Source organism: Mongoliitalea sp., assembly GCF_054166905.1.
Genome location: NZ_JBSZCK010000027.1, coordinates 119344 through 134930 on the forward strand (window position 1 = coordinate 119344; position 15587 = coordinate 134930).

Consider the following 15587-nt stretch of genomic DNA (forward strand, 5'->3'; position numbering starts at 1 on the left):
ATGAGCAACCTAGCATTAGCCCTTACTCCCATGGTCTTTGACCGTAAATCTTACAGCGATGAAACCTTGCTGGACTTGTATCGCTCCTTGTTGATGCCTCGACGAATTGAAGAGAAAATGTTGATCCTACTTCGGCAGGGAAAAATCTCCAAATGGTTTAGCGGATGGGGACAAGAGGCGATTTCAATTGGTGCGGTCAATGCTTTGCATGCAGACGAATTCATCTTACCCATGCATAGAAACTTGGGTATTTTTACGGGCCGAAAAATGCCCTTGGAAAAGCTCTTTGCACAATTTCAAGGGAAAAAATCGGGGTTTACCAAAGGAAGAGACCGCTCTTTCCACTTTGGGAGCAAAGAACATCATATTGTAGGGATGATTTCCCATCTAGGTCCTCAATTAGCCATTGCTGACGGGATTGCGCTTGCGCATAAATTAGCAGGTGAACCCAAAGTTGCCTTGGTTTTTTCAGGAGATGGAGCTACTTCTGAAGGTGATTTCCATGAAGGAATAAATGTAGCAGCTGTTTGGAAATTACCGGTGATTTTTGTGATTGAGCATAATGGTTATGGCTTGTCAACTCCTAGCAATGAGCAATTTGCTATGGAGTATTTCACCGACAAAGCGCTTGGCTATGGGATAGAAGCGATCCGAATAGATGGCAATAATGTCTTGGAAGTCTATGATGCCATCCTGAATTTAGCCGAAGATTTACGGAAAAACCCTCGACCTGTGTTAGTGGAAGCGATTACTTTTCGAATGCGGGGACATGAGGAAGCCTCAGGCACCAAGTATGTTCCCAAAGAATTGATGGAAACCTGGACTTTAAAGGATCCTGTGGAAAACTACGAGCGCTTTTTAGAAGAAAGCGGAATATTGACCCCTGAACTGAAAGAATCAATCAATAGCTCCATCAAAACAGCTATTAATGAAGGGTTGGATATTGCCTTTGGAGAAAAAGCCATCGAGCCTGACACCGAGGAAGAGTTGAGTGATGTCTATGCACCTTTTCAGCAAGCGGTAATTGAACCTAACAGCGGCAAAACGCAAGAAAAACGCTTTATAGATGCGATTTCTGATGCCTTGAGCCAATCCATGGAGCGCTATCCAAACTTGGTATTGATGGGGCAAGATATTGCTGAGTACGGAGGTGCATTTAAGATCACCGATGGATTTGTGCAGAAATTTGGAAAAGAGCGGGTTCGAAATACACCTTTGTGCGAAAGTGCCATCATCGGAACTGCCCTTGGCTTATCGGTCAAAGGCTATAAGGCGATGGTGGAAATGCAATTTGCCGATTTCGTAACCTGTGGATTTAATCAGATTGTCAATAATTTGGCAAAAATCCATTATCGTTGGGGACAGCATGCGGATGTAGTGGTCCGAATGCCTACGGGTGCAGGAGTTGCAGCGGGCCCTTTCCATTCCCAATCCAATGAGGCTTGGTTTTTCCATACTCCAGGATTAAAGATTGTCTACCCTTCCAACCCTCACGATGCCAAAGGTTTGCTCAATGCAGCTATTGAGGACCCTAACCCATACTTGTACTTTGAGCATAAAGGCATGTACCGTTCCATCAATGCTGCTATTCCAGAAGATTATTACACAGTCCCAATAGGTAAAGCAGCACTAGCCGCCAAAGGGTCTGAATTAAGTATCATCACCTATGGCATGGGCGTACATTGGGCATTACAAGCAGTGGAAGAGTTGGGTATTCACGCCGATATCCTGGATTTGAGAACGCTCTTACCTTGGGACCAAGAGGCCGTCAAAGAAACCGTAGCGAAAACAGGAAAGGTGATTTTCCTACAAGAAGATTGTAATACGGGGGGAATAGGCGCTGAAATATGTGCATGGATTTCAGAAAATTGTTTCGAATACTTAGATGGCCCTGTCATGCGGGAAGGCAGTTTAGATACACCTGTACCTTTTGCTCCAACTTTGGAAAAAAACTTTCTACCCGTACAGCGATTCAAAGACAAACTCATCACCTTGAAAAACTATTAACATGCGTATTATTACTGTGCTCCTCATTGGATGGTTGCTTTTGCCTTTTCAACTTCAGGCACAGGATTTTTTATACTCCTTCCAGTTCAATGGAGGTATGCCCGTCAGAGACTTACAAAACAAAGTGGGGACACTGTTTTTCCCTGAGTTGAATCTAGCAGGGTATTACCAAGCACCATTCAAACCCATTGAAGTAGGGATTAACCTCGGGTACAGTATCTATGGAACACAAGTGGAGCGAAGAAATGATCTATTCGCTTCAAGTAATCAAGACTTGCGTATCCGAAGAAATAATAACCTTTTAACATTGATGGGTGTATTTCGCTATACATTTGATATGGACGCAAGGGTTATCCCATTCATTGAAGTGCAGATGGGGGCCAATTATTTTTACACACGCTATAAGATTCGTGAAACACGACTAGCAGAACCATTCGAACAAGGCAGGGATTTCAGCGATTGGGTTTTGGGTTACCGAGGTGGAGGAGGGATAAAAATACCTTTCAAGAATCCTCAAAAAGGATATTCCGAAATTCGATTGATGTATCACGAATCCGGACCAGTCAGTTTCCTACGCAGACAGGACACATCATTTGACCCTATTACCCGGACCTTTGATTACCATCCTACCCGATCAGCCTTTCAACTCTTCCAATTGGGTTTTGGGGTGGTAATTCCTATATATGCAGAGAATTAATTCACACTGCATTCCGCAATCAACGCTCGCTGTATTATCCAATCTTGTTCTACCGGATTGTTTTCTTTCCAAATAGCATTATTTCAGTGATTTGATGATACAAAGCACCATACTGATTGGAATTAGGGCCTCTTGCTTAATTCTTAATTGACTGGCAGTCAATACCGTCCTAAGTAAATAATGAGAGGTCCTATTTTTTGCCCAAAATAGCTACTTTGGGTTTGCACCAAAACCTTAGACCTCTCATGAGTAATATTACAGTGGGTTCTGTTTCCAGAATATTCCTAGAACCACATAAAGCTCAATAGAAATAAAGATTTATCTAAGCTAAAAAATTATTTAGGACAGCATTGACTTTGAAAGTAAATAATAGTCAAATTTTCTTTGAGTTTTAATTTTTTTTTTTTTTTCTTTGAAAGGATTAGTTATCCGGAAAACTTTTCTACAAAAAAATTAAACCATTCTTAAACAAAAATTGAGTAAAAATGAAAAAGTTGATTTTTGCAATCTCTCTAGGATTACTGTTTTTAAGTGGTCCTTCTTTAAATGTGTCAACGGTCAAATCTGAAACCATCGTAATTTGCCCAGAAGGTGATAAGTACATTTGCTATAGCAATAAAGACGGGTTGGAAGTAAGAAAAGGGAAAGGACGATCAGAGGTAATAATTAAATAACTTAAAATTTAAATTATGAAAAAACTATTAATAACATTGAAGACTTTAGTCTTTGTAATATTGCTACTTTCCATGTCCAAAGGTAATTTATCTGCACAAAAAATTGTATTATGTCCATCAGGAGATAAATATATTTGTTTGGATTCCCACGATCAACTTGGAACAGTTTACAGGGGTAAAGGAAAAGTAATTGTAATAGAGTAATATCTATGAAAAATTTATTTTGGGGACCGGCAATAGTTATTGTTATTGCCGGTGTAATCACATCTTGTAAAAGAAATAGTAGTGAAAGCAGGTATGGCAGGATCTTTAACCAAATTGAATTTATCGATAGTCTTTTTTTAGATTTGCCAATATACCGCATTTTGTTTGACCATGGACACGTATTCGGCTATTATTTCCCAGACAAATCCATCTACAAATTGAATGATAAATTCGAAATTTTGGACAGTTTAGGACGATGGGGCGACGGGCCGAAGGAAAATCTAATGATCAGGAATTACCAAGTTATACATGAAAACAAACTAGAAATCTTTGATTCTGAAAAAAACAGCTTTAAAATACAAGATTTTAAAGACTCGGTCTATTTTTTTCACAAATTTTCTAAAAACTTATATGGAGGATTTCATTTGGATGATCAGAGATTTTTAATTTGGTCAAAAGCAAATAAATCAAGAATTGAATTTAACTATTATGACCTCAATAAAAAACAATACTATCCGATAAACAAGATCAATAGTTATTTTGATTCGGACAACTCGGCCTTGGTTTATGAAGGTAAAGTGCTATTAAATGGAAATGAGGTTTTATACACATCTTACTTTGCAAATTTTTGGTTTAAATACAATATCAATAGTGATGAAATATCCATTGGAAAATATATACACGACTACCCTTTACCTAAAGTATTAGAAATTGGCGATGGAGTGATGTTGGATGACGCTGTGGAATTGATTGTGGATAGTTTTATTTATAAAGAAAAGTTAATGATCATTTCAAATTTTGGAGAACGCAAATTTCCAGAGCAGAGAATTCTTGACATTTACGATATCATGAGCATGCAGTATGAAAAATCCTATCTCTTGCCCAAATTATTCGAAACTGCTCCTGACGAAGGATTCTTGTTTAAGGATGGGCAAATTGGAATACTTTATGAAGATTTAGTAGCTATTTTTAAATTAAAAAATTAAAAGTATTCAGATAATAAATTTGTATAACCTTTTTAGGACCTCTTGGAAAAATTCCTTCGCAATTAGGAAATAGAGCTAAAACTAAGCTATGCTTTTTTTGGGGACCTTAAGACAATCATTCAGTGTCAATTTCAGTATGAAAAGATACAATTTAGTCTTCGGATTTGTATGCATTGGTCCAAGAATTGTAATGTTGGCACACTGCTCCCATGAAGTTCTTTTTTTGGTGATTATTACGATGATTCTTGTAGGGGTGAACTTTCCTTTGCTGACTTTCTATTTGCAATCAGAGCCACATTTGCTGACTTAATCCCAAAAAATATCATCAGTTTTTCTCTTTTCTCCCTTTTCACCTTAATCTTTTCAAGTCCATAATGGTTATTGTTGCAACAAGATTACCCCCCAACTTCTTTGTGATACTTTAACCATAATTTGGCACAGAAATTGAAGTTTTGATTGGACAAAGCTAAACCAACTATTTTTTCTATCAAGCCGTCTTTTTGGACGGCTTTACTTTTTTCCACAGAAATACCGGAAGGGCAATAAATACACCGATAATACTAAAAATCAAGCCTCCGATAGTCCCTATAGCTAGAGAGAACCAGAAAATTTCATTTTGGCCTTCCATGATAAAAGGAATCAAACCGAAGCAGGTAGACAAGATGGTGAGCATAATCGGAATAGCTTTTCCTGCGACTGCCTTGATGACATTTCGATTATACAAACCCTCTCTGCGGTTATTCAGGTCATTAACGATAAAGATAGCAGCATTCACTGCCAAGCCCCCCAGCAAGACAAAAGCAGCATATCCCCCTTGATCAAAATAGAAATCAAACAGCGAGAAAATCAAAAATAATCCAATGAATGCAATCGGAATAATCACGATGATATAGAATGGCTGTTTGAGATTTTCGAAAAGAATGGATGTGATAAAGAAAATTCCTACTATCAGGACCAAAATCAACGAATATTGCCTTTTGGCTTTTTCCCAATTCCAAGACCATGTCTGCTTGGACGCTGAATAACCAATAGGCATAGTTGCCTTCATTTCTGTAAGTACTTCATCCAGGTATTCGTTTCCAAATTTGGCAGAGCCCATGTATTCAAAAGCTACTAATCGGATGTATTGCCTGTCCTCTTTATGAAGAGCATTGGTTGTAAACTCTTTGGTCAAAGAACCAAAATTACTCACTTTGAAAATCTTATCTGCATCTTTGATCAGGCTATTTTCCTGCAAATCAAATCGTGAATATTGCTTTGAATCCTTTTCCTGCACAACAACCCCATAATTTTTATCAACCAATGTAAGTGAAGCTGCAGGACCTGTTGGCTTGGTGACATCTTGCAAGGCGTTTAGAACCTCAAATTGATTAGTTCTACCTAAGGCAAGGGAGTTTTGATCCAAGCGAAGTACATATTCCTCCGTTTTTTGCTCATCCCATCCCAAGCGCTCATTCGTATTCACTTCTTGAATGCGTTTATGACGTAAGAGCTTCTCCGCTAAAATTTCTGATTGCCGCTCGAGTTCATCGTAATTATAGCCTTTCATGGTGACTCGGAAGGAAGGAATTCCTTCACCACCTGCACCTGTGTAAAAGCCTTGTCCAACACCATAAATTGTCCAGCGGGCTCCTGACCAATCCGTTGATTTGACAGATAGCCTTCCCTTCAATTGATAGGGTAGGGCTGATTTCTCATACTCTTCTTTGAAGGTAATGATAATTTGAGCTGATTGACCAGACCGTACATATGTCACAAATTGATCGATTCCTGTGACCCCCTTCAGGAAGCTCTCAAACTCCCTCATGATGAAATCCATCTGATCCAGGGTATTGCCAAAAGGTAAGCGTGCAGTGACATATAAGCGGGTTTTCTCAGCTTCTCTATAAGATGACTTTTCAAATACCCCTCTAACAAACATGCGCAGTGACCCACCTAGCCATTTATCAACATGAGGTCGGATGTCTTCCTGATAGACCGTACTTCCAATGGTTTTATTGTACCATTCTTGCCCTTCCCATTTGTTGGGTAAGAAAAAGACAGGAAATCCAAACAATAGGAGCAGGAGAAAAATAAAAGTTTTTCTATAGTTGGCTACAAAACCTATGCTTCTACTAAATACATTGAAGGAACGCACTCTGCTGCGCAATTGCTTGATAGTAAGTTTGCGCCCGGATTTAGCTTTGCCCCCAAAAAGTAGTTCGTACATAGCCGGCGTAAACAACAATGCCACGAGCAAGGATACCGCTAACATAACTGCAACGACTACAGAGAATTCTGTCAAATTCTTTCGGTCCTCTTCTGGTAAAAAGAACACAATCATCAAAGCTGCAATTGTCGTAAGCGAAGCTGCCAATAAAGCCAAAAACACTTTCCTGTTCTTATGCTTGTGTAAATGGTCAATCATGATAATGGCATTATCTACAATCAACCCAAATGAAATCGTCAGACCTGCAATGGTGTATAAGTGAATATCGACTCCCAACACATATAAAACCAAGGCTGTAATGCTCAAATTGACCACAATCCCTAAAAACAAAGTGGTGAGGTACTTGAGGTTCCGATTGATCAAAAATATGAATACAATCAAAATCAAGATGGAGAGTCCAGAACGCTTGTAGATTTTGTTCAGCTCCTTTTCCAAAAACTCCGTATCGTCACTTTCCAGACGAACTTCAAAGCCTGCCGGAAGTAAATTCTTTGCTTCCTCTACGGCAGATTTGATGGCCTTGGCCAATAACACCTTGTTTACTCCATCCCGGTTGATGACAGCCACGGTCACGGAGTTATTTCCATTAATCCGATAATAGGTAGTTGGTTCCGCTTCTTCCAGCGTCAGCTGTGCCAAATCCTTTAAGTAGACCTCTTTGCCTTCCTTGGTTGTGATCAACAATTGCTCCAGTTGATTCAGAGAAGTAAGGGATCGGTTAAATTGGATGAAGAGCGTTTCGTTTCGGGTATTCACTACCGCACCCGGATAGTTCACTCCAAAGGATCCCCGAATAGCAGACTCCAAATCTGACTTATTCAGCTGATAGCGTTGCAAGCGCTTGATATCATAGGTGATAAATAATTGCAAGTCATTGGCTCCCCTGACAATTACTTCTTCTATTTCCTCAAATTTGTTGAGGGAAGTCTTGATGACATCTTCTGCTATTTTTTTGATTTCAAAAGAGGCAAAAGGACCATTGACGGAGTAGGTCAAAATAGGCGTTTTGGCATTAGCCTTACGTTCTTCGGATTGCCTGATTACAGGATAAGATACTTTGGGGTCCAGATTGGGATATACCTGCCGGATAATGGAGGCAACTTCAAATTTCTTGAACTCCATATCGGTATTTTTGTCAAAACGCAGGGTAATGGAGCCTTGGTCATAGTTGGATACAGAATTAACTTTTTTCAGATCAGCTAATTGTGAAAGTGCACCTTCTAGAGGGGATGTGGCTAACTTTTCCACCAATTCAGGAGATGAACGGGGAACGAAATAGGAAATGGAAAGCACAGGTTCCCTGTCCCGGGGATTGAGGTCCACCGAAAGACGGGGCACCAAGGCAAAACCTATGATGCTGATGACTACAAACGATATGATGATTCTGAAAGAAGACATTTTTTTAGATGCTAGAAGCGAGAGTCGAGAAGCGAGAATTTAGAGACTAGAGATTAGAGAGGAGCCATTAGGCGGACACAGAATGTAAGAGTTTAAAAACCTTGGTTTTTACTCACTTTGTCCCTTTGCTACTTCTGTTTCTCTGGATTGATATACTTCGTAACAGTCAACTTCGCTTTTGCTCAATTATTGGTTTACATGGTATGCACTAATTTTTTTGTTATTTTTTTATTGTATAGTCTTGATTCTTGTTTCTTGATTCTTGTTTCTTGTTTCTTGTTTCTTGATTCTTGATTCCCTCCACTTTCTACCTCCTACTTAAGATCCAATACGCCAACGGTACGAAATACAAAGCTGTAAATGTTCCTATGGTCAAGCCTCCGATTACTGAGAATACCAAAGGCCGTTGTAAATCTGCTCCTAAACCTGCACTAAAGACAACCGGTAAGAGCGCTAAGATTGTGGTCACCGAAGTCATCAAGATAGGTTTTAAGCGAATTTCTCCAGCTTCGTACAAAGCTTTTTCTAAGGCTTCTTGTACAGAAAACTGCTCCTGATAATTCACTCGAAGACGGTTGATAGTGTCAATTTTAAGAATCGCATCATTCACCATGATTCCTAACATCACGACCAAACCAATGGCTGACATCACATTCAAGCTTGTTCCGGTAATCAGCAACACAATAAATGCACCTGCTATCCCAAGAGGCAAGGTAAATATCACAATCAATGGCTGAAGGAAATTTTCAAATTGGGCTGCCAAAATGAAATAGAGCAAGAGTACTGATATCAATAAGATTCCAATCAACTCCTGTATGGTCTCCCTATCTTTGAAATACTGTCCAAAGAAGCTGACCCCCAAATTATTTTCCACTCCCCACGCCATGATTTCACTCGTATATTGCTCTGGATTGGAGTCCTCAAGAAGTACAGATTGGTATATCCCTCCTTTATCTGCCGTGACAAACTTGTAATGATTTTCATAATCAAAGCTGATAAAATTGCTGAGGGCATATTCATTCCCATCTTTTCCTATCAGCGCATTGGCTCTGAGTAAACGCTCAAAGTCAGCACGCTCAGTTTTCAATTTGATAGGGGTAATTTCCCCGAATCGCTTAATGTCCGTAATCGTAAAGGAGCCGAAAAGCTGTTTCACCTTTTCTTGCAGATCATTGGCTGGGATGCCATAAAGAGCCAATTTGCCAGCGTCCAATCTGAATACCACAGAAGCCTCCTTTTGCAGACCTGGGCCTCTACTGAATTCCTTCACAGGGAACTGTTCCAACAACCCATCCATTTTGCTTTCAGGCACCGGTCTTTTGGAGACTAAATCCTTCCAACGAACCTCATAATAGGGAATATTGGTATTGAATAACTGATCGAAAGCATTGGGAGCATCCGTGATTTCAAAGAAGGCATTGGGGTATTGGGAGCTCAAATACTGATGGAGCATTCCCATTTTCTGTGCCTTCAATTCCTGAGTTTCAAACAAGAAGTAAACACTTGCCTCCTGTAGGGAGCTTTCCCCATCAAAGAGTAAAAACTGACGGACACCCACATCTGCTTCAGCTTGTGCATAATCTCCTTCCAGTATTCCCAAAAGTTTGAGTACTCTATCTTTATTTTCCTCCACTCCTATCGGTTCATTCCAATTGATCTGAACTACTGCATCAAACTTTTCTATAGGGGGCAGTCCTCTGACTTCCAAAAGTTGGGACAACGCCAAGCCTAGTGGGATTAATATCAAGAAAATAACAAAACTTAGTTTTCTAAAGGCAAAAATCCGCTTATACAAACTCTTGTAGCCCTTGAGAACCCATACAAAAAGCTTGCTATCCTCACCCTGCACACCTTTGCTTTCGGTACTCTTGAAAAACAAGTGGTACAACATTGGCAATAGAATAAATGCAACCATCAAGGAAACACCCAAAATAGCAGCCACTGAAATTGCTTGATCTTTAAATAAAGCACCTGAAATACCACTTAAGAATACCAAAGGAACAAAAACAGCAAGGGTTGTCAATACAGAGCTGATCAAGGCAGACATCACTTCATTGACCCCCGCTACGCATGCCTCGAAAAGAGTAAGTCCTTGCTTACGTTTTCGAGTAATGTTATCAAGCACAATAATGGAATTGTCTATCAACATCCCCAGGCCTAAGGCTAGACCGGACAAAGAAATCACGTTGATGGACACCTCAAAGAAGTAGAAGACCAAAAAGCTAATCAACAAGGATACAGGCAGGGAAACACCAATGATAATCGGCATGCGGTAATTCCCCATAAAGATAAATAAGACCCCAAAGGCAAACATTCCACCGAACAAGAGGGAAGTTTGTAAATTGCTGATTCCTGCATTTAGTAATACAGACTGATCCTGGGTCAATTCAAAATCCACTTGGGGATAATCTACTTTGAACAAATCAACAGCCTCATATACTTTGGGTACCAATTCATTCATTTTGGCCGCAGCTTGCTTATGAACCGTGATGACCAAACCTTCTTCCATGCCAGATAAATGATGTCCCAAGACATCTGCTATCTCATATCTCACATCGGCCACTCTATTCAATGGAATGGTCACCCCATCTTTAGAAGTCACTGGAAGTTTAGCAATATCGTCTGGATTATTGACCCGAGTCGCAAGTCGTAAGTAATAACGAAACTGTCCATCCTCTACAGATATACCCGGTAATTCTTCATTTCCAAATCGGATGGCACTGATTACTTCCTGAGAAGTCATACCCAAGGCCCGTAAGGCAGGAATATTGGGAGTGACTGCAATGACACGTTCTTTGCGCCCATTGATATCCACAAGAGAGACACCCTCTAACTGCTCCAATCGCTTTTTAAGGACATTTTCCGTCAATAAACTTACTTCGGTAAAATCAAAGCCAGGTTTAGGAACCACTTGAACCCGAATGATGGGAATATCATTCGTATTGATTCGTATGACTTGAGGTCGGGGAAGATCACTGGGTAGATTATTAGTCAATCGGTCAATTTTTTCATTGACTTCAATGTAGGCCAATTCCATCTGCGTCCCATAGTCAAAGGTCAGACGCACATTCCCCACTTCTGAACCTGCTTTACTTTCCATATCCTCCAGGCCGTTCAGTGTCATCAAAGACTCTCGAATCGGTGATAGGACATTTTGCTCAATAGCCTCAGGGGATGCATTTTGATAATTGACCTTGATGACGATTTGAGGAACATCAATCGGAGGTAACAAGCTGATGGGTAAGCTGCGGAAAACAATCACCGCAAAAACCATCAGGGCTATAAAAATCATGCTGACCGCAATGGGCCTTTGGAGTAAAAATCTAACCATTGCTTATTCAGTTACGATTTGTACGGGTGCTTGATGGGCTAATTGCAGATTATTGGTCGTAATCACTGTTGCCCCGTCTTCAATCCCCGAAAGAATCTCTACTTCTTGTCCATTGTCTTTTCCCACTTCCACATAATTCCACTTGGATTCATTTTTGTCGATGGTAAATACTACAGCTCGTTGAGAACGGTAAACCAAGGCTTGTTTTGGTACCACCAAGGAATTGTTTTGAGGTGCACGGATGATAGCACGGGCATTCATTCCTGGCAGCAATTTATTGGATGAAGTCAATAAGATTCCTACTTGGACCAAGCCATTTTCATCCACTTTTGGATTGATGCTCTGGACTGTTCCTGTCAATTGATCTGCGCTTCCTACCGGATAAATTTCAGCTTTTTGACCTATACTAATCAGTGAGATATCTGATTCCAATACTTTCACTTTCAATTCCAATCGATTCGAACTGATGATTTCCATCAATTCATCCCCTGATTTCACCAAGCTTCCCCGTTTAATTTTTAGATCAGCTACTCTTCCGCTAATTGGAGCTTTAATAATCGTTTTTTCCAAGTCCATTTCTGCCTCTTTCACATCAATCTCTGCTGTAAAAAGACCACTTTTAGCTTTTAATTGCTCTTCTATTTGCGTAATCCGCTGTTGATCCCCTGAATTCAGGATTGTCTCAAAGCTCAATAAATCCGATTGATAAGCCGACTGTGCATTTTTCAAGGCTATTTTTGCTTTCTCCAACTTTAATCTGGCTTCTGTGTCGTCCAACCTTGCCAGTATCTTTCCCTTTTCTACCAACTCCCCTTCTTTAGCATTCAGTTCTAATAAATAACCAGCTCGCTCAATCACCACCATAACCTGTTCGCTCGCCTCTACTTTACCTGAGGCATTGATCAAGTAATCGAAAGACTTTCGCTCGGCCTTAGCTACCCGCACGGGTGTTGCAGCAACTTCTCCTCTAAAACTCTCCAAGGGGATTTCTTCGCCCTTTTGCTTTTCTTCTTTACATGCTATGGCAAGGAAAAATAAAATCCAAAGAATATGTGGAAATTTGACTTTCATAAGATCGTATACATTTGAGAGCATTAAATAACTAAGTTTTTAACTAAAATTCAAAGCGCATTTGTTAAAAAATCTTTCTATCTTCAAAAAAAACTATAACATTAAAATGCATTTGCTATGAAAAAACTCATTTTGTTTTCCTTGATGCTATTTATGATGGCTACTTGGAATGAAAGCAAAGCTCAGGAAATCGGTCTCCGTTTTGGAGATGTCTTGGGCAACAATGTAGCCATTGATGGGATTTTTGGATTGGGACAGTTTAGCCGAGTCCATGGTAACGTGGCTTTTGGAGATCGAGGTGTGGGAATTGAAGCGCTTTGGAACTTTGTGTACAGACCTCTTGGAGGAGAAGCATTCTACTGGTATGCCGGTGTAGGACCATCCGTTTTGTTGGGAGATCCTTTTGTCCTCGGTGCAAGTGGAGAAATTGGCCTAGAATATAAATTCAACTCTGTTCCCTTAGCATTAGGCTTGGACTGGAGACCTAGGGTAGATATTCTCGAGACTACAGCATTTCGAGCGGGAGGCTTCGGTCTCAATATTCGATACGTATTTGGAAAGTAAAAAATAGGATTGATCCTGGGCAGACCGCTCAGGATTTTTTTTATCTAGCGGATGCCAAGATGAGAGATGGTTCTACTCTTAAAGGAAAAGTGAAAATTACTGGTTTTTCCAATTCTACATCCACGGGATTTTCGTAAAGCCTCAGACGGAGATCATTAGGCTTATCTTCTTGAAAATGCTCTAGTAGCTGCATGACAATTTCTTCATCTTCCACCTCTACACGTACCTTGACTATTCCATCCCGAATCATGTCCAATTGCTCGGCTGCTCCTCTGGAGAGATCAATGATTCTTTTGGATGATTGAGGCAAGCGATCATTGATTCGTACCCAAACCTCTTGTCCATTCTTGAGATTGGTTACTTTTAGCATGGTACCAAAAGGTAAATATTTATGTGCAGCCGTTAATTCCCGCATGTCATAAATTTCACCATTGGCTGTTTTCCTCAGGTGAAATTTCTTCCCATAAAAACTTGCCACCCCCTCCTGAATCTTGAGGCGCTCTTCAAACACAGGAATGGTATCATTTCCATTTGCAAAAAATGGTCCTGTACAGATAAAGAAGAAAATCAAGAAAATATTTTTCATCAAAAACACCTCAGCAATTCATGTACCAAAAGCCCATGTCAAGCTTTTTAGCTGGACATTTTCAGATTTTTTAACAAAATCAATTTGTGAAGATAATTATAAATATCTGAAAATCAACCCACCTCAATATTCCCACAAATACTAGGGATCTCTATCTATGAAAAAGTATCTTATCCGAGCAAGAAACCTCTAATGGGAAAACGCCTCTTAGACTTACTGCCTGTTTCTCTTACAATGATCAATCAAAAACTCCAAAGCGTCTAATTGCTCTTCCATAATCTTGGAAGAAGAGTGATAATCAGAACCAGCCAATAAGACTCTGCGCTGAGCTTCCTCGGGCTCAACCGTAAGAAATATCACCTCAGTTTCCACACCCACATCCGTTGCTTGGTAAATCCATTCCATAAATGGACTGGTTCCCTCATCCGGCACCGGGCATTCAACCACTACTTCTTTCCCATCCTCGAAAGCCATGAAAGCATCCCATGGAACTTCGTTGTACAACTCAATGTAAGCGTCATTATCCTCCACTCGAAATCCATCCAATACTGGCTGAACAGTCCCAAAGCGAGTGATGCTTTCTTGAAATAAATCCATCACGTGATATTTTTCTGAATCTCCAAACTGTGTCTTGATAAAAGTGCTTTTCCCAGACCCAGGAATTCCAAGCACAAAGATTATTTTTCTCATGATTTAGTTGATTGTTGTTTACCATAATCCCACATCACTCCCCAGATTTCATGATAGGCTGCTAACTTATCCTTTTGGGAAGGGCTTCGAGCTATCTTGCTTTTGAAATTTGGATAATCCAAATCGAGGATTTTTTGGGCAATCAATATTGCCATATCTTTCTTTGGAACCAATACTCGGAAGCGGTAGTCCGTATCCAAGGTTTCGATGATTTCCGCTGCCGGGAAAAGGCTAATCAGATCCTTTTGAACTCGCGCACGGACCATTAACATGTCCGGGAGCTCACGATGTTGCACGATGGAAATAAATCCATCAGTTGAGGCTATCCACATAATTTTAACTGTTATTTCTGAAATACTGAAGAGCCAAAATTCTAATTGTTGAAAAATTCTTACTGAAATCCGTTTAAAGAATGTTGACTCGATGACAGATTAAATGTACAGAAGTAAATTCAATTAAAAAATTAATTGACACATATTGTCACAATATAAGTTCAGGGAACTAACCATTTACCTTGCCATCCTTCGGGTGTAAAATCGAATTCAGCTCTTAGATGTTCCAAGCCATTCAGTTGGAGCACCTCTAACTTAAAAGGTTTGAGAAGAATAACTGCAAAGTTTTCAGAGTTTGAAAGCTCTTCCTCCCAAAAATAGGCTTGTTCAGGAGTTTGAATAGCTTCACCAGGAGCCAAGATGGAGTTGTATGCCTTTTGAGCTTCACCCTGTACCCTTGTCCAATGATCTGAAGCTATTGAATCCTTGTGATGAATAGTTGCAGCAGCTTGAATACGAACCTGAACTCGTTTTTGTGGGTGATAAAGGAGAATGGAAACCATGGGATTGGATTGCATCGCTTGGACCTTTCTTGTCCTGACATCTGTGTAAGCGTAAAAATTAAATTGCTCATCTACCTTGCGCAAGACCACATAACGGGCCTCTGGGATGCTATCTTGCACAGTCGCAAGTGTAATAAAGCGAAACGGATGCTTCTTATCCACTACTCCTCTTCGGACTTCCTGTTGAGCATCTTGAAAAACTACATCGAGTGTGGAACCGGGCTTGATAAGCATATCTAATGAATCTATTCATCCAAAGAACCCAGGGCTGAATAAAAAGTTTGACGGTGCTAGCACCCTAACTCGAATTAGCTAGTAAAATTTGTATTGCTAAA

General features: G+C 40.1%; 13 protein-coding genes. 6 read left to right on the forward strand and 7 right to left on the reverse strand.

Annotated features, from left to right (window positions below):
* The 5 genes from ACXIUD_RS10050 (at position 1) to ACXIUD_RS10070 (ending at position 4568) form a co-directional block, all read left to right on the forward strand.
* Positions 1-2007 carry an alpha-ketoacid dehydrogenase subunit alpha/beta gene (locus ACXIUD_RS10050; RefSeq protein WP_458052503.1) on the forward strand — a complete coding sequence of 669 codons (2007 nt, stop codon included), beginning with the start codon at positions 1-3 and terminating at the stop codon, positions 2005-2007.
* Position 2008: 1 nt separating this feature from the next.
* Positions 2009-2704, forward strand: coding sequence for a hypothetical protein (locus ACXIUD_RS10055; protein WP_458052504.1), 696 nt, complete (start codon positions 2009-2011; stop codon positions 2702-2704).
* Positions 2705-3189: 485 nt separating this feature from the next.
* The gene (locus tag ACXIUD_RS10060) at positions 3190-3378 is read left to right on the forward strand and encodes a hypothetical protein (RefSeq protein WP_458052505.1); all 189 of its coding nucleotides are present in this window, start codon (positions 3190-3192) and stop codon (positions 3376-3378) included.
* 15 nt (positions 3379-3393) lie between these two features.
* Positions 3394-3582, forward strand: coding sequence for a hypothetical protein (locus ACXIUD_RS10065; RefSeq protein ID WP_458052506.1), 189 nt, complete (start codon positions 3394-3396; stop codon positions 3580-3582).
* A gap of 5 nt (positions 3583-3587) precedes the next feature.
* The gene (locus ACXIUD_RS10070) at positions 3588-4568 is read left to right on the forward strand and encodes a hypothetical protein (RefSeq protein ID WP_458052507.1); all 981 of its coding nucleotides are present in this window, start codon (positions 3588-3590) and stop codon (positions 4566-4568) included.
* A gap of 487 nt (positions 4569-5055) precedes the next feature.
* On the opposite strand, the gene ACXIUD_RS10075 is transcribed toward ACXIUD_RS10070, so the two are convergent.
* The 3 genes from ACXIUD_RS10075 to ACXIUD_RS10085 all read right to left on the reverse strand — a co-directional run bounded on the left by ACXIUD_RS10075 (position 5056) and on the right by ACXIUD_RS10085 (position 12577).
* The gene (locus ACXIUD_RS10075; protein WP_458052508.1) at positions 5056-8175 is read right to left on the reverse strand and encodes an efflux RND transporter permease subunit; all 3120 of its coding nucleotides are present in this window, start codon (positions 8173-8175) and stop codon (positions 5056-5058) included.
* 307 nt (positions 8176-8482) lie between these two features.
* Positions 8483-11506 (reverse strand): efflux RND transporter permease subunit, encoded by a 3024-nt coding sequence (locus ACXIUD_RS10080; RefSeq protein ID WP_458052509.1) that lies wholly within the window; start codon positions 11504-11506, stop codon positions 8483-8485.
* A gap of 3 nt (positions 11507-11509) precedes the next feature.
* Complete coding sequence (locus ACXIUD_RS10085; protein WP_458052510.1) at positions 11510-12577, reverse strand: efflux RND transporter periplasmic adaptor subunit; 1068 nt, start codon at positions 12575-12577, stop codon at positions 11510-11512.
* Between the two features lie 117 nt (positions 12578-12694).
* Between ACXIUD_RS10085 and ACXIUD_RS10090 the strand changes: the two genes are divergently transcribed.
* Positions 12695-13141 (forward strand): outer membrane insertion C- signal, encoded by a 447-nt coding sequence (locus tag ACXIUD_RS10090; RefSeq protein ID WP_458052511.1) that lies wholly within the window; start codon positions 12695-12697, stop codon positions 13139-13141.
* Between the two features lie 40 nt (positions 13142-13181).
* Here ACXIUD_RS10090 and ACXIUD_RS10095 read toward each other — a convergent pair whose 3' ends face one another.
* The 4 genes from ACXIUD_RS10095 to ACXIUD_RS10110 all read right to left on the reverse strand — a co-directional run bounded on the left by ACXIUD_RS10095 (position 13182) and on the right by ACXIUD_RS10110 (position 15486).
* Positions 13182-13727 (reverse strand): septal ring lytic transglycosylase RlpA family protein, encoded by a 546-nt coding sequence (locus tag ACXIUD_RS10095; protein WP_458052512.1) that lies wholly within the window; start codon positions 13725-13727, stop codon positions 13182-13184.
* A 213-nt stretch (positions 13728-13940) separates the two neighbouring features.
* Positions 13941-14417 carry a hypothetical protein gene (locus ACXIUD_RS10100; RefSeq protein WP_458052513.1) on the reverse strand — a complete coding sequence of 159 codons (477 nt, stop codon included), beginning with the start codon at positions 14415-14417 and terminating at the stop codon, positions 13941-13943.
* Positions 14414-14749 carry a hypothetical protein gene (locus ACXIUD_RS10105; RefSeq protein WP_458052514.1) on the reverse strand — a complete coding sequence of 112 codons (336 nt, stop codon included), beginning with the start codon at positions 14747-14749 and terminating at the stop codon, positions 14414-14416. The genes ACXIUD_RS10100 and ACXIUD_RS10105 overlap by 4 nt, the downstream gene beginning before the upstream one ends.
* 161 nt (positions 14750-14910) lie before the next feature.
* Positions 14911-15486, reverse strand: a complete 576-nt coding sequence (locus ACXIUD_RS10110) for a pyridoxamine 5'-phosphate oxidase family protein (RefSeq protein WP_458052515.1) — start codon at positions 15484-15486, stop codon at positions 14911-14913.
* Between the last annotated feature and the right edge of the window lie 101 nt (positions 15487-15587).